The sequence below is a fragment of the Arthrobacter sp. StoSoilB20 genome, assembly GCF_019977295.1.
Lineage (GTDB): Bacteria > Actinomycetota > Actinomycetes > Actinomycetales > Micrococcaceae > Arthrobacter > Arthrobacter nicotinovorans_A.
Genome location: NZ_AP024651.1, coordinates 2,395,291 through 2,412,817 on the forward strand (window position 1 = coordinate 2,395,291; position 17,527 = coordinate 2,412,817).

Consider the following 17,527-nt stretch of genomic DNA (forward strand, 5'->3'; position numbering starts at 1 on the left):
ACGCATGGGCTTTGTCACAGTGATCAACATCCCCTCGGCGCTCCGGCCGTAGCGGGGACTCTTCAACGGCGAAGGAACACCCCCATGACCACCATTGATCCCACTGCGCTTGGATCGCGGCGCCCGGCCTCCGCCAGGGAGGCCGGCAAAGCCCAGGCCGCACTTCTTGTGGCCGGAAGTTGCATGCCGGTATTGGGCGCGGTCCTGCTGGCACCGGTCCTGCCTACCTTGAACCAGGTTTTCGCGGATACCGCTGGTGTCGCAATTCTGGTGCCGCTGGTCCTGACCCTTCCAGCACTGTTCGTGGCACTCTTTTCACCCTTGGCAGGCTACGTCGCCGACAGGATCGGACGTAAGCAGCTGCTGATCTTCGCCATGCTGGCCTATTCACTCTTTGGTACGGCTCCACTGTGGTTGGACACCCTTGAATCCATTGCCGTCTCAAGGATCGGCGTCGGTATAGCCGAAGCCGCCATCATGACCTGCTGCACCACCCTGATCACCGACTACTACGCGGGGCTGCAAAGGAACAAATACCTGGGCCTCCAAACCATGGTCAGCGCGCTTGCCGCAACGGCCTTCTTTGCCTTGGGCGGGGCCTTGGGCAGCATCAGTTGGCGGACGCCGTTCTGGCTTTACGCCGCCGGCGCTGTGCTGGTGGTCCCCATGGTCTTCAAGCTTTGGGAGCCGGCCAGAAACCAGGGTGCAGTAAACGTCCCGGGCGTGTCAGCAGTAAAACAGCCGGTGCCCTGGCGCCGGATAGGAGCGCCTGCTGCCGTGACGCTGTTCGGGGGCATTGTCTTCTACGCGCTGATCGTCCACCTGCCGTACGTCATGGCAGGGTTGGGCGTCCAGGATGCTGCCCTCATCGGCGGAGCCGCCGCGATCGCTTCATTGGCCACGGCAGCGGGGGCAATTTCCTTCCGCTTCCTTGCCACGTTGGGAACCCGAAAACTGTTGGCAGGCGCCTTCGGCCTTGCCGCCGCCGGGCTTTGCGTTGTCTCCGTGGCAGGCAGTGTTCCGCTGGCAATACTTGGCGCAGTCATCGCCAGTGCCGGGACGGGTGTGTTGTTGCCAACGTTGTTGACCTGGGCAGTCAGTGGACTTGATTTCTCCCAGCGCGGACGGGGCACCGGCATCTGGACCGGAGCCTTGTTCATTGGCCAATTCCTGACGCCCATCGTGCTGGGGGCAACCGCTGCAGCGCTGGGCAACCTGGCACTGGCCCTCGGCGCGTTGGGCATTGCTTGTGCCCTGGCACTGTTGTTGGTCCTGGTCCGGGCCCCCCGGCTGGTGCCGGTCAGCCACTGACGTTGCCGGGGGCTGGATAACCTAGGGGGATGAAGAACCTGGACCTGAACCTGCTGCCCCAACTCCAGGTGCTGCTCGAACTGCGGAACGTGTCCCGGGCCGCCGAGCGACTCCAGCTCAGCCAGCCGGCCACCAGCGCTGCCATGGCAAGGCTGCGGCGGCATTTCGACGACGAACTGCTGGTCCGCCACGGCCGCACCTACGATCTCACCCCGTTTGCGCAGTCGTTGGTCCCGTTGGTCGATGAAGCCATGCTCCACGTCCAGCGGGCCACCCGCGTCCGTTCGGGTTTTGATGCCGCCACGAGTTCCCGGGAGTTTGTCATTGCCGCTTCCGACTACGCGGCGGCCTTGATTGTTGGGCCGTTGCGGGGCATCCTGCAACAGGAAGCGCCCGGGGTCCTGGTGGATTTCGTTCCGACCTCGGGCCTTGCCGGAACGATGGCCGAGTATTCGAAGATGGATTTGCTGGTGGGGCCCACCGGATACAAGATGCAAGGCGAGTCCAAACAGTTGTTCCGCGACAGCTTTGTCGCAGTGGTCGACGCCGGCAATCCACTCCTGAAGAGGCCGGAAGTGACGCTCGCAGACCTGGTCGAGCTGCCACATGCTGTGGGGTACTTCGGTGAGGGAATCAGCACTCCCGCTGACAAACTCTTTGAGTCGCGGAGCGTTCGACGCCGGGTGGCAGCGACGGTGGCCGGCTTCCTATCCCTGCCCCTGCTGGTTGAGGGTACGGACCTGGTGGCCCTGGTCCCGCGGATGCTGGCATCCAGGGCCCGGCGGGGGGCAAGTATCGAAGTGCTGGACTTCGAGCAAAAGCTGGAAGCGGCGCTGGTTGAGGCCATGTACTGGCACCCCTCCCAGACCGAGGATCCCGCCAATGCCTGGCTCCGCTCTGTAGTCCAGAGAGCCTGTTCGCAGCTGCACCTGATTTTCCCGGTGACCGCACATCCGGTCCTTGTTTCCGAGCGCGCGGGAAGCTAGCCGGCCGCAATCCTCCAGCTCAGGACGCGACTTGTTCTCCTGCAGTGCCGCCCGTCGTGCTGCCCCGGTCTGCAGCAGATCCTTGCTTTCGGCTGGCCAGCAGGAACGGCACGGCAATGAGTTCGATCACGCCGGCCGTGGCCAGGGATAGCGGGTAACCATAGAGGTCGGCTGTACGGCCCAGGAGTGGCTGGATGACGACCCCGCCGCTTGATCCCATGAGCGAATCGAAGCTGAGGACAGTTGCCCGTTGTTTGGAAGGGATCATGTCATTGACATAGGCCTGACGGACCGGCGTGGCCGCGGAACCCACCACCCCCCAGAGCACCAGCAACGCCAGCGCGACCCAGAAATTGTTCGTGAAGCCAAGGACCACAAGATTGGCCGCCCCCATGAACCCGCCGAATACCAGGACGGACGTGCGTTTGTGGAAGAGCCGCCGGGCATGGGGAGCAAGCCAGCCGCCCAGGATCTGCGAGCCCGCTACGATTGCTGCGGCCAGCCCGGCAATGGAGTAGGCGCGAGGATCGCCAAAGAGGTCCAGAAGGTAAGGCTGCAGCGCGTAGAAGACATAAATTCCGACGCCGGCGCTGAAGGGGGCTGCCAACATCACGTAGCGGACCGGCGGATTCTTCAGGCCATTATCAATGGATGCGGACAGCACTGCCCGGGTGGCCCGAAGGGGATGCGTCGAACGCTCAGGCGAGAATCCGACGTCGTGCATCAAGGTGAAGGCCACGGCGAACATGGCAACCAGGACAACAACACGCAGGAGGAAAGGCACCCCCAGGTTGGTTGCCTGGGCAATGGCGCCTCCGGCGATCGAGCCTGCCAACATGGCAACGCCCTGCACCATCTGCCCCCGGCCCAGGACTGATTCCAACCCGCCCTCGTAGCCGGAGAACCGCAGTGCATCCACCAACCAGGCTTCCACGGCGCCGGAGAAGAAGGTGAAGCCCAAGCCCAGCAGGACCGACACCACAGCCCACATCCAGAAGGGCGCCTGGACCTGCCACAGAGCAAAGTAGAGGTAGGTGGATGCGGCGAGGGTGACGGTGCCCAGCAGGAAGGAAACCCTCCGGCCCCAACCGTCAGCAATGACGCCGGTGGGGATTTCGAACAGCACCATTCCTGCGGTGAAGAAAGCGTTGGCGGCGAATGCCTCCAGGTTGCTCAGCCCGGCGTCCAGCAGGAAAAGCGTATTGATGCCCCAGATGAAAGAGGCCGCGATGGTGTTGCCCAGCGTCAGGGTGAGGTAGACGCGCTGGATCTTGCGGGCGGCCGGGGGCATCGTGTCGCCGCCCACGTTGCTGTGAGGGACCACCACCTCATTGTCGTCCCCGCTTCAGGGCTTTGCCAGAGCGCTGTGGGCAACAATGTTCGTTACAGCCGACCTTCCGTCCGGGTCCTTAAACGCAACTGCCGGCAGGCTTTGCGGCCTGCCGGCAGTTCCCATCCCAGGGGGATGCGTGCTCTTTATGCGCGAAGGAGTCCCGCTCCCGGCCGGGAAGCCAGCAAGGGGGCAAAGAACCCGCCGAGCTCAGCCGTGCCGGACAGGGGCAGGATGTTGGCGACGTACTGGTCGGGGCGGACCACCACTACGGCTCCGTCGCGGCTGATGCCACGCAGGTCGAAGATGTCCGCGTTGGCATCGGTGCCAAAGACTTTTTCAAGGTAGGTCAGCTTGAATGGTCCGACTGTGGGTTTGAAGGCAGCCGGTACGGCGTTGATGTCCACCTTGGTGTGGTCCTGCTGGTAGATCACCTTCAGATCGAACCATGCGTCGCGGTCAGCATCCGACGGCGTAGCAGCCAACGGCGAGTCAGGCGAGTTCGCGATCCACTCGGCAAAGTCCGCCACAGGGCCCGGGGCGCCTGCCAAGGCGGCGTCGGCGAAGACATAGATCCGCCAGCGGCCGTCCGCCTTGGCGTGGTGCCCCAAGTGCATGGGATTGGTGTCGCAGACCCGCAGTACCGGAGCAGATTTGAAGCGCTTGCCAACCGGGAAGCCGGTGGCAAGGCCCTGATGCTTTGCCTCGGCGATGACCAGGGAAGGGTCGTACTGGGTCATGAAACCTGCAGGGAACTCGGCGGTGCTGGTGTAGAAAGTCTCCAGCTCTGCAGGGTCTTCGAATTCTTCGGGCTTCTTGGCCATCAGGGTGGACCACTGCTTGTCGAAGTCGATCAGGTTCTTGGCCACGACCTGCCGCTCGGCCGAGTAGGTGTCCAGGAGGCTTTCGGGGCTGCGCCCCTCAAGGACATGTCCAAGCTTCCAGCCGATGTTGAACCCATCCTGCATGGAAACGTTCATGCCCTGGCCGGCCTTGGCACTGTGGGTGTGGCAGGCGTCGCCGGTGATGAACACCCGCGGGGTACGCGTGCCGCGCTCCTCCGGCAGGACGTCGTCGAACCTGTCCGTGAGCCGGTGGCCTACCTCGTAGACGCTGTGCCACGCAACGTTGCGCACATCCAGCGTGTAAGGGTGGAGGATGTCGTTGGCCTTTTGGATGATCTGTTCGATGGAGGTCTTGCGCACGGCCCCTTTGTCGTTGGGGTCCACTTCCCCCAGGTCCACGTACATGCGGAACAGGTGGCCGCCTTCACGTGGGATCAGCAGGATACTGCCGCCACTGCCGGACTGGATGGCGCATTTGGTGCGGATATCCGGGAAGTCGGTGACGGCCAGGACGTCCATGACACCCCACGCATGGTTGGCCTGGTCCCCGGCAAGGTGGCAGCCAATGGACTCGCGGACCTTACTGCGGGCGCCGTCTGCACCCACGACGTACTTTGCCCGGATGATCCGTTCCTGGCCTTCATGGGGCCCGGATGTGTGGGCCAAGGTCACAGCAACCGGGTAATCCCCGTCGCCGGTGACCTTGAGGCCTTGGAATTCGTAGCCATAATCGGGAGTCATGCGGGCGGGGGAGTTGGCCATGAATTCTGCGAAATAGTCCAGCACGCGGGCTTGGTTCACGATCAGGTGCGGGAACTCGCTGATGCCGGCAGGATCATCCACGGCCCGGGCGGCCCGAACAATGCGTGAGTGGTCGGCCGGATCCGGCTTCCAGAAGGCCATCTCCGTGATGCGGTAGGCCTCTGCGATGATCCGCTCGGCGAAACCGAACGCCTGGAAAGTCTCGACACTCCGGGCCTGGATGCCATCGGCCTGGCCAATGGCCAAGCGACCAGGACGACGCTCCACAATGCGGGTTGTCACCTCCGGGAACTGGGACAGTTGCGCAGCAGTGAGCATTCCGGCGGGGCCGGTACCGACAATGAGGACGTCTACTTCGTCAGGAAGCTCGGCTGGGCGGTTAATTCCGACGCCGGCTGCGGGCTCGACTCGCGGGTCACCGGATACATAACCGTGGTGGTGAAACTGCACGGGCTTTCCTCACTTCTTCGTGGGCCATAGCGGCTGGTGGTGTTCGATAATAGAACAACGTGTTCTATTATCGCTCAGTCAATCGTAATGCGGCTCACAGTGGCGTTCAAGTCTTTTGCGCCCCCTTCTGTTCGATGCCCGTGAGGTTCCTGCCCAAAGGACCTTCGGCATGTCAGGATCAGGTATGCCCCGACTGATGCTGCTGGACACCGCTTCGCTGTACTTCCGTGCCTTTTATGGCGTTCCCGATTCCATACGCCGCCCGGACGGGACCCCCGTCAACGCGGTTCGGGGGCTGATGGACATGATCGCCCGCCTCACCACGGACTACGAAGCGACCCACGTGGTCGCCTGTTGGGACAATGACTGGCGGCCGCAATGGCGCGTGGACTTGATTCCCAGCTACAAATCGCACAGGGTTGCGGAGATCGTCGAGCACGGCCCTGACGTCGAAGTGGTCCCGGACCCCTTGGAAGCCCAGATTCCCATGATCCGCCGAGTACTGGACCTGGCCGGAATCGCCGTTGTGGGCGTTGACGAGCACGAGGCCGACGACGTCATTGGAACCTATGCGAGCCGGGCAACCTTTCCCACGGATGTGGTCACCGGCGACCGCGACCTTTTCCAACTGGTCGACGACGAACGCGCGGTCCGCGTCATTTACACAGCCCGCGGGATGAAAAACCTGGAAGTTCTCACCGACGTCGTCGTCGTGGGAAAGTACCGTGTCCTGCCCGCCCAATACGCTGATTTCGCCACCCTCCGCGGAGATGCTTCCGACGGACTGCCAGGTGTGGCGGGAATCGGGGAAAAGACAGCAGCGTCCCTGCTGGGCGTGCACGGCTCGTTGGAAGGCCTGCTCGAAGCGGCTGAAGACCCCGACGGCGGCTTATCCGCTTCCATACGGGCCAAACTCTCGGCAGCGGCGGACTACCTTAAAGTAGCCCCCGCCGTCGTCAACGTAGTGCGGGACCTCAAAGTACCCACACTTGAGGACGCGGGCGCTGAACTGCGTCCCGTTGCCGGGGCTGCACGCGAGGAGCTCGAAAAACTCGCCACCGAGTGGAATCTGGGAGGCTCGGCCAAGCGGCTCATGGACGCCCTCGACAGGATCCACTGAGGGCCCTCACAGCCTGACGTTCATTTTCACAGGCGAATGACAGGTTCGCGACAGCGTGGGCTGGGGTTCTCCTCTCATTGTTGAAAGAGGACGGCGCTCATGCCCGTCCCTCAGACACCAGCCGTACCAACGGCTCATCGAGGAGAGGTACATGTCGAAAACCAAGAGAATTACCCTGGGCGTTGCGGCCGGAGCCCTGGCATTGGGCGCAGGCCTTGGAGTAACCAGCATCGCGACCGCAGCCACCACACCATCGCCGGCGGCTACTTCCTCCACGGATGCGGGCAAGCCTTCTGACGTAGGCGGGCGTCCGGGCGGAGGCCACGGCCACGGACGCGACGGCGGCCAGATTGCCACTCAGTTGGCCAGCAAGCTGGGTGTCGAGGAGTCCAAGGTCACCGAGGCACTGAAGGCCTTCCGGGAGGCGAACAAGCCCACAACCCCGCCGGCCGAAGGAACCGAAGGCGCCAAGCCCGACCGGACGGCTCAGGACGCCGCCCTTGCGAAGTCGCTGGCCGAAGCGTTGGGCGTGGATGAAGCGAAGGTCACCACAGCCTTGGAGGAGATCCGCGCTGAAGCCACTGCGGAGCGGTCCGCTGCACTGAAAACAAGGCTGGACAAGGCAGTCACTGACGGCAAGCTCACGCAGGCAGAAGCCGATGCCGTGGCCAAGGCCGTTGAAGCCGGCGTCATCGGCGGAGGCGGCCGCTGAGGCTGGGGGTTAAACCACTGACAGTCTCACTCGCCAGCGGGTTGACCCGCTGACGGGTTGATTCAAGGATTCCTCCGGGCGGCCCCGGGGGAATCCTTGTTCCCCGCTAGTTACTGGGAGAGACGCCCGGCAGCTTCCACGCAGGTTCGGGACGATGTACGCCACGTGGACGGTATCCCAATGCCTCGGCGTGGCCCAGGAGGTCAGCGAGGTACCAGATAATGGACAGCCACATCTCAGTTCCCTGAAGAGTCGGCAGATGGCCCGGTCCACTCGAAGGGTCGGCGCTGAAGGCCAATCCTTGGCCCGGATGCCACCAGCCGAGCGCTTCCTCCAGCTGAACGTGGGCCCAACTGTTCATCTCGGCCCGACGATGGGAAGTCTGCTTGGACGCAAGCCAGAGGGGGTGGACGACGTCCAGGACGTTGCAGGCATTCTGCTTTCCGGGAGCGAAATACCGTTCGTCTCCGGAGTGTGCGAGCACAGTGTCCACCAAGCGCTCAACATGGGGCACAGAGACGCCATACTGGGCAAAAGTGCCGCGGGTGAGGCGGTAGTACCCATTCACTACCTTGAGCCGCGTGCTGGCATTGGGTGTACCCCACGTTCCTGCCACAGGGTTGACGCGCGTCAACAACCAACCGAACAGCGCCTCCAACGAACCAGCCGAGTTCGGATGTTCCTGTTCAAGGTTCCAGTAGGCTGCAGTGCCCCATGCATCTACCCACGCCCCTGATCCCCACGTTTCCTCATGCCAGGGCAGCGCATCCAAGGAAGAGAGCAATGTTGCTGGATCCATGGTGGCCACCGAGTGCACTGGATGCCGGAACCGGCTGCCCAGGAGATTCAGCGCATAACCGGCTGAGAGGACGTGATAGGTTGCCGGCCCCTCTCCGAAGACCAGCGGAGCATCGGAGCTGAAATGGTTGGACCCAAGCTCCGGCAGCAACCCTGTGCCTGGATCCTGGAGGGACTGCAGTCGTTCGATGTGTTCCTCCCGAGAGAGCTGCGCAGGGACGGTACCCAGCAGGAGGTCCGCGATCTCGATGGCATCACAGTGCGCCCTGACCGTGGGCGCCTTTTGCGGACCGTCCACGTAGCGGCCGCCGCCAGAGTCGGTCCAGTTCCGGGAAAGAATCAGCGGAGCATCGGTGCGGGCCGCATCGGCGAACGAGGCCAGGGCTGCTGACAGCCCGTTGCCGGCATCCGCGTCCGTCTCGGGGAGATCGGCAGTCGGGGCGGCAACGGGATCCCGCCGGTCACGGATCCGACGTGCCGGATTGCCGCCCACAATGGACCAATCAGGTACGTCCTTGGTGACCACCGCTCCCGCAGCCAAGACGGCATGGGAGCCCACGCGGACTCCATCAAGGACCACCACGTTGGAGCCCATCCAGACGTCGTCTCCGATCCGGATTCCTTTGCTGGTCAAGGGCTGCCTGAAGACAGGTTCGGCCGGATCCATGGAGTGGTTGAAGCCGAGAATGGACGTGTGTGCACCGATTCTGACTCCGTCGCCCATGGTGATATCTCCCCGCACTACGGTGAAGGCGTTGACGGTGCAGTCGGTGCCCATGGTGATGGAGCCTGTGACGTACGCGTGGGCGGCAATGAAGGATCGCGCGCCGATGCAGAGGGAATCAGGGGCGATGCTTGCCCTGGGCGAGAGGAACGCTCCCTCACCGATAGTGGCTCCAGTCCGTTGGATGAAATCCCTGTGGTAGGCGTGCTGCGCCTCCCGTTCGGACTGCGAGGCGGAAGTCCAGAAAGTCCAGGGGGAGTAGTCGTAGTTGAGGTGATGCTCGGGATTCACGTCGCAGGCTCCGTGCTGAGGGATCGGGGAAAGCGCTTCCCGCAATTATTGGTGGAGCTTACGGAGTGGTCAATGCACCAAAGGTAAACGATCAGTCCCGAACACTCCGGACAGCCGTACTCCCCATTGATGAAACATGCCTGATTCTTTTGAAAGAGGCCTACTGGTAGTGACTGAGTGGCTCGAAGTCCCCTGATTGTGCCGGGGTCGTCGCTGCCCAGCTTGCCAGCAGCTGAAAGGCGTCCGCGGTGCCTGTACCGGGCTCGGCGTTGTATACGGTCAATGTCAGGCCAGAGTCCGCGGACAGCCCCAGTGCTTCGTACACCACGTGAAGGTCGCCTACCAGCCGGTGCCGGAACTGCTTCTTGCCGCTGAAGTGGAGCCGGACGTTGTGGGATGCCCACCGGACTCGAAAAGCCTCGTTGCGCGTGGACAGCTCACCAACCAGGTCACTCAATCCCCGGTCATAGGGATCGCGGCCGGCTTCGGTCCTCAGCATGGCCACGGTGTCGTTGGCGGCGCGTTCCCAGTCCGCATAGAAATCGTGGCTGCGGGGGTCCAGGAACAGGAAGCGGGCAAGGTTTGGGGGACCGGCCGGACTGTCGAAGATATCGGAGTACAACGCCCGGCCCATTGCGTTGGCCGCGAGGATGTCCAAGCGGCCGTTGTGCACAAAGGCAGGGGCACCGGTAATCGCATCCAAGGTTAGTTGTACGCCCTGCCTGATCGATTGCTTCCGGACCGGACGACGCCGGGATTTGCCGCCGTCGCTGGCTGCACGGGCGAGGTCGAAGAGATGGGCGCGCTCGGCGTCGTCGAGCTGCAGGGCGCCGGCGAGCGATTCCAGGACGCTCTCCGAGGCCCCGGCCAGGTTTCCGCGTTCAAGGCGGGTGTAATACTCCACGCTCACACCAGCCAGCATGGCCACTTCGCCCCGGCGAAGTCCCGGAACGCGGCGGTTGCCGCCATAGACGGCAAGTCCAGCCTGCTCCGGAGTCAGCTTCGCCCTCCTGGTGGAAAGGAAGTCGCGGGTCTCGGTCCGGTTGTCCATAGCTCCTACGGTAATTCTTTTGTCCGGCTAAGGGAGTCCCTGCCATTACCCCTTACAGCAGTAACTCCTTGCGTTCAGGAAAACAGGGTTAGATGGAAATACCAACACGTTCACAACGCAGGAGAAACATGCCTACCGCTAACGCTTACGCTGCCCCCTCGGCTACGGGCGACCTGACCCTGACCACCATCGAGCGTCGGGAAGTCGGCACCAACGACGTCAGCATTGATATCAAGTTCGCCGGTATCTGCCACTCCGATATCCACACCGTCCGCGGCGATTGGGGTCCGCAGCAGTACCCGCTGGCCCCCGGCCACGAAATTGCCGGAATCGTCACCGAAGTTGGCTCCGGTGTCACCAAGCACAAGGTGGGCGACCGCGTGGGCGTCGGCTGCATGGTCAATTCCTGCAAAGAGTGCCGGAACTGCCTTGCCGGAGAAGAGCAGTACTGCCTCAAGGGAAACGTCGGCACGTACGGTTCCGTTGACCGCGACGGCACCATCACCCAGGGCGGCTACTCCAGCCACGTAGTGGTGAACGAGGACTTCGTTGTCACCATCCCGGAAGGCCTGGAACTCGACGTCGCAGCACCGCTCCTCTGCGCCGGCATCACCACGTACTCACCCCTGCACCACTGGGGAGCGGGACCCGGCAAAAAGGTTGCCGTGGTGGGACTCGGCGGGCTCGGCCACATGGCCGTCAAGATCGCCCACGCCATGGGTGCCGAGGTCACGGTCCTCTCGCAGTCCCTGAAGAAGATGGAGGACGGTCTCAAGCTCGGCGCGGACCACTACTACGCCACCAGTGATCCCGCCACGTTCGAACAGCTCGGCGGCACTTTCGATCTCATCATCAACACCGTCAGTGCCTCGATCGACATCAGCGCCTATCTCCAACTGCTGACGCTCGACGGAAGCCTGGTCAACGTTGGAGCCCCGGCTGAGCCCCTTCCCGTCAACGTCTTCTCCTTGATTACGGGTCGCCGCCGCTTCGCCGGTTCAGCCATCGGTGGCATCCGCGAAACCCAGGAAATGCTCAACTTCTGCGCCGAACACGGCCTCGGTGCCGAGATCGAAGTCATCCCGGCAAGCAAGATCAATGAGGCGTACGAACGCGTACTGGCCTCTGACGTCCGCTACCGCTTTGTCATCGACGCTTCCACCATCGGCTAGGAAACGCCCGCAGAACCCTGCAGAACCCTGCAACCCGCAGGAATGGCCGCGCCAGGTCCACCCCGGCGTGGCCTTTCCTGTGCCGGGCAACAGGGACAATGGTGTGGTGACTTTCAGACTGGACACCATCGGCAAGGGGCTGGTCTTTGCCGGGTCGCTGGCAAAACTGACTGCGGCGCTGGAACGTCAGGGCCAGGGTGGCGCAACAGTGGTTCAGGCACCTCCCGGGACCGGAAAGACCACGTTGGTGCCGCCGCTGGTGGCTAACCTGCTCTCACAGTGGGCCTCCCGCGCCGAACCGCGGCTTTCCGGTCAGCAGCACAGCGCACACCCGCGTGTCGTGGTTACCCAGCCACGGCGAGTCGCCGCGCGCTCGGCGGCGCGCCGGCTCGCGGCATTGGACGGAAGCCGTGTCGGCGGCCGGGTGGGATACACCGTACGGGGCGAGAGCAAGACCACCCAGGAGACCGTGGTGGAATTCGTCACCCCAGGCATCCTCCTGCGTCGCCTCCTCAATGATCCCGGCCTGGAGGATGTCCACGCCGTGGTCCTGGATGAGGTTCACGAGCGGGGGCTCGACACAGACCTGCTGGTGGGCATGCTTGCCGAGGTCCGGGAGCTTCGGGACGACCTCATGGTGATCGCAATGTCTGCCACCCTGGACACGGAGCGCTTTGCCGCCCTGTTGGTACAGGGCAGCGCAGGGCACGACGACGGCGGCCCGGCTCCCGTTATCGACTCGCCTTCAGCACTGTTCCCCCTGGAGGTCCGGTGGGCTCCGGCGCGGGAGCACAGACTCAATGATCGGGGTGTGGCCCGTACCTTCCTGGATCACGTAGCCCGAACGGCTGCCACCGCCCATACCGAAGCCATGGCAGCGAACCCTGGGGTGGACGCACTGGTCTTCCTGCCGGGAGCCCGTGAAGTGTCCGACGTCGCCGGTCGCCTTCGGGCCCAGGTTGCGCCGGGCGTGGAGGTACTTGAATTGCACGGCCAGATCGGCCCCGACGCCCAGGACCGTGCCGTTTCAGGCCGCGAACCAGGTGGGCCACCGCGGATCATTGTCTCGACATCCCTGGCTGAATCCTCCCTCACCGTTCCCGGGGTGCGGCTGGTCATTGATTCGGGGCTGTCAAGGGAACCCCGGAGGGATGCAGGCCGTGGAATGTCCGGATTGGTGACTGTCTCCTGCTCGCGTGCGTCCGCTGATCAACGGGCCGGCCGTGCCGCGAGGCAAGGACCGGGCACCGTAGTGCGCTGCTACGACCAGCAGGCCTTTGCAGCTGCGCCGGCGCACCAAACGCCGGGAATTTCAGTAGCAGACCTTACTTCAGCCGCGCTGGTCCTTGCATGCTGGGGCGCCCCCGGAGGTCAAGGCCTGCGGCTGCCTGATCCGCCCCCACCCGGCGCCATGTCAGAGGCCGTCGAGGTGCTGCGGGGACTCGGCGCCGTTGCCAATGACGGAACCGCCACGGCAATCGGCAAGACACTGGCCCGCGTCCCCGCCGACCCCCGCCTTGCCCGTGCTCTGTTGGACGGCTCGCCAGTGGTAGGCATGCGTCCGGCGGCGGAAACGGTGGCCCTGGTTGCTGGAGACCAGCGTCCGCCTGGCGCTGACCTTACGGCATTGCTCAGGTCATTGAAATCGGGTTCGGACCCCGCCTCACGCCGTTTCGCCCAAGAAGCCGGCCGCATGGAGTCCATTGCCCGGAAGGAGGGGGCCGTCGTCGTGCCTTCACGTCCCGGGACGGAGGTCACAGCGAGGGAGGCGGCCGGATTCGTGGTGGCCCTTGCCTTCCCCGACCGGGTGGCGCGTCGCGTTCCCGGGGATGGCTCCACCACCTACCTGTTGGCCTCCGGGACCCGGGCAGGCCTGCCAGCCGGAAGCCCGTTGACCGGGCACGAGTGGTTGGCCGTGGCCGAAGTCTCGCGTGCCCAAGGCCGTGACGCTGCGGGAACGGGCGCTGTCATCCGCTCAGCCGCACCCCTGTCAGAGGACCTCGCCGAAGCGGCAGCCCCGAATTCCAGGGTCGATGAAGTGCGGGCGAAGTTTGACCAGGGGAAAGTGACCGCACGGCTCGAACGCAGGTTGGGCGCTATTGTTTTGTCCTCAACACCGGTCCGCCCCAGCGCTGAAACCGGGCGCAAGGCCGTGGGGCAGGCATTGGCGCAAACCGGATTGGCAATGATTGGTTGGTCAACCGGGGCCGATGCCCTGCGTCGGCGCTTGGCGCTGCTGCATCGAGAGCTCGGCGCGCCGTGGCCCGATGTCAGCGAAACCGGCCTGCTGGCAAGGCTGGATGACTGGTTGGCCCCGGAACTTGAAAAGATCGCCACTGGGAGCCCGGTCAAGTCGATCAACCTGGCCGAGCCCCTGCGCAGGCTGTTGCCTTGGCCCGAAGCCGCCCGCCTGGACACCCTTGCTCCCGAGCGCCTGGAGGTTCCCAGCGGTTCGCATATCCGGATCGAATATCCCGAGGTGCCGGACGCCGGCAGGTACGAGCACGACGCCGGGAGGCCGGTGGTGGCGGTGAAGCTTCAGGAATGCTTCGGCTGGGACCGCACGCCACGGCTGGTCGATGGCCGGGTACCTGTGCTGTTCCACCTTCTGTCCCCGGCCGGCAGGCCGCTGGCGGTCACTGACGACCTCGCTTCTTTCTGGTCCGGCCCGTACTCCCAGGTCCGGGCCGAGATGCGCGGGCGCTACCCCAAGCATCCCTGGCCCGAAGACCCTTGGACTGCGACGGCCACCGCCAGGACCAAGAACAGGATGCAGCCAGGGCCGTCCCGCTAGGCCAGTCGCTCCAGCATGAACTGGATCTCCCCGTCCACGAACGTTCCAAGGACCACACTGGCGGCGAGTTCGTCTGGGTCGGTGGTCAGGGGGTCAGCTTCGAAGGCTGTGAAGTCTGCCCGCTTGCCCACTGTAATGGAGCCTGAAACATCCCACAGGCCGGCAGCTTTTGCCGCGTGCGAGGTATAACCCTCCAGGGCCTGCATCGCGGTGAGCCCTTGGGCCGGCGCTATGGGTTCCAGCTCGGGATGTCCGGATCGCCGCCTCAACTGTGCATCCGCGATGATGGGAAGCGGTGCAAAGGGTGCGATTGGCCAGTCCGAGCCGATGCCCAAAGTCACCCCGGCATTGCGCAGGTCCCTGCAGCGCCAACCCCGGCCGGCACGTTCGGCGCCCAAGCGGGTGGACCAATTGTCGCTGTGGTCCGCTGCTGAGTAGTGGGTGCAGTGTGTTGGTTGCATACTGGCCACCACTCCCGCACCCCTGAAACGCTCCACAAGTCTGTCCGGAACTGTCTCGATGTGTTCAATGCGGTGGACCGTCCGGCGGAGGACATCTGCCGGAACGGTTCCCTGCAACGATTCCAGCGCATCCAGGACATGCTCCACCCCGGCATCTCCGATCGCATGCGTGGCCGTAGGGATGCCGCGGGAGGCGAAGTAGCTGACAGCGGCCGAGTACTCTTCAGGTCGCGGCCAGAACGGAGCAGTCGATTGTCCGTAGATATCGGGTTCATAAAGCCAGGCGGTTCCGTTGTCAACAGTTCCATCGACGAACAGCTTGATAGCCTCCACCGACCACCGCCGGCCACCGGTTCCCACAGAGCGGGCAAGTTCCTTCCAATCGGACTCATTGCTGCCCGGCATGCACCAAGGAGCGCTGCGCAGCCGCAAAGGCAGCCCGCCGTCGGCCTCCAAAGCCTGTAAAAGACGTGCGGATTCTTCGCTGTGGTCCATGATGTGCCCGCCGGTCAGTCCCGACTTGGCGAAGTCCTGCAGGAGGGCTGCGAGCCTGGCCTTCCGTTCGCCGAAGGACTCCTGGGGGATGTGCCGCTGGACCAGTTCCATGGCGGCTGCTTCGAGGAGGAGGCCGGTGGGGACGCCGTCTGCATCGCAGACCACCTCCGATGCCTGCTCGAATTCGTACCTGCCATGGATGCCTGCCAACTCCAAAGCCTGGCTGTTGGCCAGGGCTGAATGGCCATCGAACAAGCGGATCATCGCGGGTTTTTCTCCGCTGACCCGGTCCAGGACGCTGCGGTGCAACGGGACGTTGCCAAACGCGTTCGGGTTCAGGCCCCAACCACGCAACCAGCCGCCGTCGTGCTGTGCTTGGGACTGAAGCAGCGCGCGCACCTCATCCACTGTGGCGGCGCCTGATAGATCAACGCCTATGGTCAGGTCCAGGCCAAATACAGGGTGGATATGGCAGTCCACCAGTCCCGGGGTCAGTGTCGCGTTGCCAAGGTCCACCACCCGGGTGCCCTCGTGTGCCCAGTCCTGGGCCTCATTCCGGCTTCCGACGGCGGTGACCACGCCGTCGCGGACGGCAACTGCCTGGAGGGAATCAGTGCCACGGCCGTCCATGGTGTGGATGGTGCCGGCGAGGACTATGAGGTCAGGAGTCATGTTTTTCGAAGCTTCCAATCCGTGCAAAAACGTCAGGTCGGGTGGTACGCAGGCGCCGGGCGATCAGCAAGCCTGCAAGGAAAACAAGGGGGGTCACCAGCAGGAGGAGGGCGTTGGTCAGGGCATCGGCAAACGTAAGGAGTTCGATGTTGATCGCGATCAAGGCCACCACTCCGAATAGCAGGATGGCAGAGGCTACGCTGACCGGCACCAGAAGCCGGTGGGTCACGGCATCAGGATTCCGGCGCAAGTAGATGATCGCCGCTACCGACACCAGGCCTTGCAGGGCAACAATCCCCACGATGCCTGGAGTATTCACCCAGATCAGCAGCTGCTTGTAGGGGTCGGCGCCGGCGATTGCACAAATGAGGATAACGACGGCGGCCAGCACGGTCTGGATCTGACCGGCACGATGCGGGGACTTGTATTTGGGATGGGTCCTGCCGAGGAAGGCGGGGAGGACGCCGTCCTTGGCGAGCATGTAGACATAGCGGTTGATGGCGTTGTGGAAGGCCAGCTGCGAGGCGTAGACGCTGGTGACGATCAGCACGTACATGACCACCTCGGCCCACGGGCCGACGTACTGGTTGATGGTGGCGAAGAACATGCCGTCGGCCAGTTCACCGGCAGCGGCAACAACATTTCCGTCCCCGAAGGCCTGGATGACGGTCCAGACGATGAAGGCATAGAACACTGACATGAATCCGACGGCGATGTAGGTTGCGCGGGGGACGGACCTGTCCGGGTTGCGGGCCTCGCGCCGATACAGCACGGTGGATTCGAAGCCCATGAAGGCCGCGAAACAGATCGCCAGAATGGCCAGGACGCCGGGGGTGAAGGCGTGTTCGGGGGTGAAGGAGGCAAAACTGATGCCGGAAGCTCCGCCTTGGGCCAGTATCGCGATGCCCATGACACCCAAAATGGCAGTTTCTGCGATGAGGAGGACGCCAAGGACCTTCGCACCGACGTCAATGCCGCGGTATCCGAGCAGCCAGACTGCGGCTATGGCTGCCAACGCAACCACGGGCCAAGGCACGTCGAGGCCAAAGAGAGTACGGAGCATGGCTTGTGTTTGGACGGCGAACAGGCCGTAGACGCCGATCTGGAGGCAGTTGTAGGACACGATAGCCAGGATGGCCGCGGCCAAACCCACGGTCCTTCCCATGGCGAGGCTGATATAGGTGTAGAAACCACCGGCCGCTTTGACATGCTTGGTCATGGCCATGAAAGAGAAGGCGAAGACCAGCAGGACTGCGCCGGCAATAACGTAGCCCATGGGGGCGCCGATGCCCCCGATGCCTATGGCCACAGGGGCTACGCCGGCCATCACTGTCAGGGGAGCTGCTGCGGAGATCACCAGGAAGGCGATGCCGCCGGTACCGATCGCGTTGCGTTTGAGCCCGTTGCCGGCATCTGCTGCCGGCGGGCGGGTTTCGAGGTCAGACATGGGGATCCTCTGGGGCTGGGGGAAAAGCTGTTCGGGAATTGCCGATCATTAAGCGAAAGGCTTTCGTTTAGATTAGGGCCTTGTGATCCGGAGCACAATACCTGGA

At 63.7% G+C, this 17,527-nt stretch carries 12 protein-coding genes; 6 read left to right on the forward strand and 6 right to left on the reverse strand.

The window, feature by feature from the left end:
* The first annotated feature begins 84 nt into the window (after nucleotides 1–84).
* Nucleotides 85–1,311, forward strand: coding sequence for an MFS transporter (locus tag LDN85_RS10780; RefSeq protein WP_223943083.1), 1,227 nt, complete (start codon nucleotides 85–87; stop codon nucleotides 1,309–1,311).
* Between the two features lie 29 nt (nucleotides 1,312–1,340).
* A complete protein-coding gene (locus LDN85_RS10785; RefSeq protein WP_223943084.1) occupies nucleotides 1,341–2,297 on the forward strand; it encodes a LysR family transcriptional regulator in 957 nt (318 codons plus the stop codon).
* 19 nt (nucleotides 2,298–2,316) lie between these two features.
* On the opposite strand, the gene LDN85_RS10790 is transcribed toward LDN85_RS10785, so the two are convergent.
* Together LDN85_RS10790 and LDN85_RS10795 are read right to left on the reverse strand one after the other, a co-directional pair.
* Complete coding sequence (locus LDN85_RS10790; RefSeq protein WP_223945457.1) at nucleotides 2,317–3,588, reverse strand: MFS transporter; 1,272 nt, start codon at nucleotides 3,586–3,588, stop codon at nucleotides 2,317–2,319.
* A gap of 185 nt (nucleotides 3,589–3,773) precedes the next feature.
* On the reverse strand, nucleotides 3,774–5,684 hold the full coding sequence (locus LDN85_RS10795; RefSeq protein WP_223943085.1) for an FAD-binding monooxygenase: 1,911 nt from the start codon (nucleotides 5,682–5,684) through the stop codon (nucleotides 3,774–3,776).
* A gap of 169 nt (nucleotides 5,685–5,853) precedes the next feature.
* Between LDN85_RS10795 and LDN85_RS10800 the strand changes: the two genes are divergently transcribed.
* Together LDN85_RS10800 and LDN85_RS10805 are read left to right on the forward strand one after the other, a co-directional pair.
* A complete protein-coding gene (locus LDN85_RS10800) occupies nucleotides 5,854–6,804 on the forward strand; it encodes a 5'-3' exonuclease (protein ID WP_223943086.1) in 951 nt (316 codons plus the stop codon).
* Between the two features lie 151 nt (nucleotides 6,805–6,955).
* The gene (locus LDN85_RS10805; protein WP_223943087.1) at nucleotides 6,956–7,516 is read left to right on the forward strand and encodes a Clp protease N-terminal domain-containing protein; all 561 of its coding nucleotides are present in this window, start codon (nucleotides 6,956–6,958) and stop codon (nucleotides 7,514–7,516) included.
* Between the two features lie 106 nt (nucleotides 7,517–7,622).
* Here LDN85_RS10805 and LDN85_RS10810 read toward each other — a convergent pair whose 3' ends face one another.
* Together LDN85_RS10810 and LDN85_RS10815 are read right to left on the reverse strand one after the other, a co-directional pair.
* On the reverse strand, nucleotides 7,623–9,329 hold the full coding sequence (locus tag LDN85_RS10810; protein ID WP_223943088.1) for an acyltransferase: 1,707 nt from the start codon (nucleotides 9,327–9,329) through the stop codon (nucleotides 7,623–7,625).
* Nucleotides 9,330–9,489: 160 nt separating this feature from the next.
* Complete coding sequence (locus LDN85_RS10815) at nucleotides 9,490–10,380, reverse strand: helix-turn-helix transcriptional regulator (protein WP_091551733.1); 891 nt, start codon at nucleotides 10,378–10,380, stop codon at nucleotides 9,490–9,492.
* A 128-nt stretch (nucleotides 10,381–10,508) separates the two neighbouring features.
* Between LDN85_RS10815 and LDN85_RS10820 the strand changes: the two genes are divergently transcribed.
* On the forward strand, nucleotides 10,509–11,552 hold the full coding sequence (locus LDN85_RS10820; RefSeq protein ID WP_026540574.1) for an NAD(P)-dependent alcohol dehydrogenase: 1,044 nt from the start codon (nucleotides 10,509–10,511) through the stop codon (nucleotides 11,550–11,552).
* Complete coding sequence (hrpB, locus tag LDN85_RS10825; RefSeq protein WP_223943089.1) at nucleotides 11,479–14,346, forward strand: ATP-dependent helicase HrpB; 2,868 nt, start codon at nucleotides 11,479–11,481, stop codon at nucleotides 14,344–14,346. The genes LDN85_RS10820 and hrpB overlap by 74 nt, the downstream gene beginning before the upstream one ends.
* Here hrpB and LDN85_RS10830 read toward each other — a convergent pair.
* Both LDN85_RS10830 and LDN85_RS10835 read right to left on the reverse strand, forming a co-directional pair.
* Nucleotides 14,343–15,974 carry an amidohydrolase gene (locus LDN85_RS10830; protein WP_223943090.1) on the reverse strand — a complete coding sequence of 544 codons (1,632 nt, stop codon included), beginning with the start codon at nucleotides 15,972–15,974 and terminating at the stop codon, nucleotides 14,343–14,345. The genes hrpB and LDN85_RS10830 overlap by 4 nt on opposite strands.
* The gene (locus LDN85_RS10835) at nucleotides 15,964–17,421 is read right to left on the reverse strand and encodes an APC family permease (protein ID WP_223943091.1); all 1,458 of its coding nucleotides are present in this window, start codon (nucleotides 17,419–17,421) and stop codon (nucleotides 15,964–15,966) included. Before LDN85_RS10835 ends, LDN85_RS10830 begins: the two co-directional genes overlap by 11 nt.
* Between the last annotated feature and the right edge of the window lie 106 nt (nucleotides 17,422–17,527).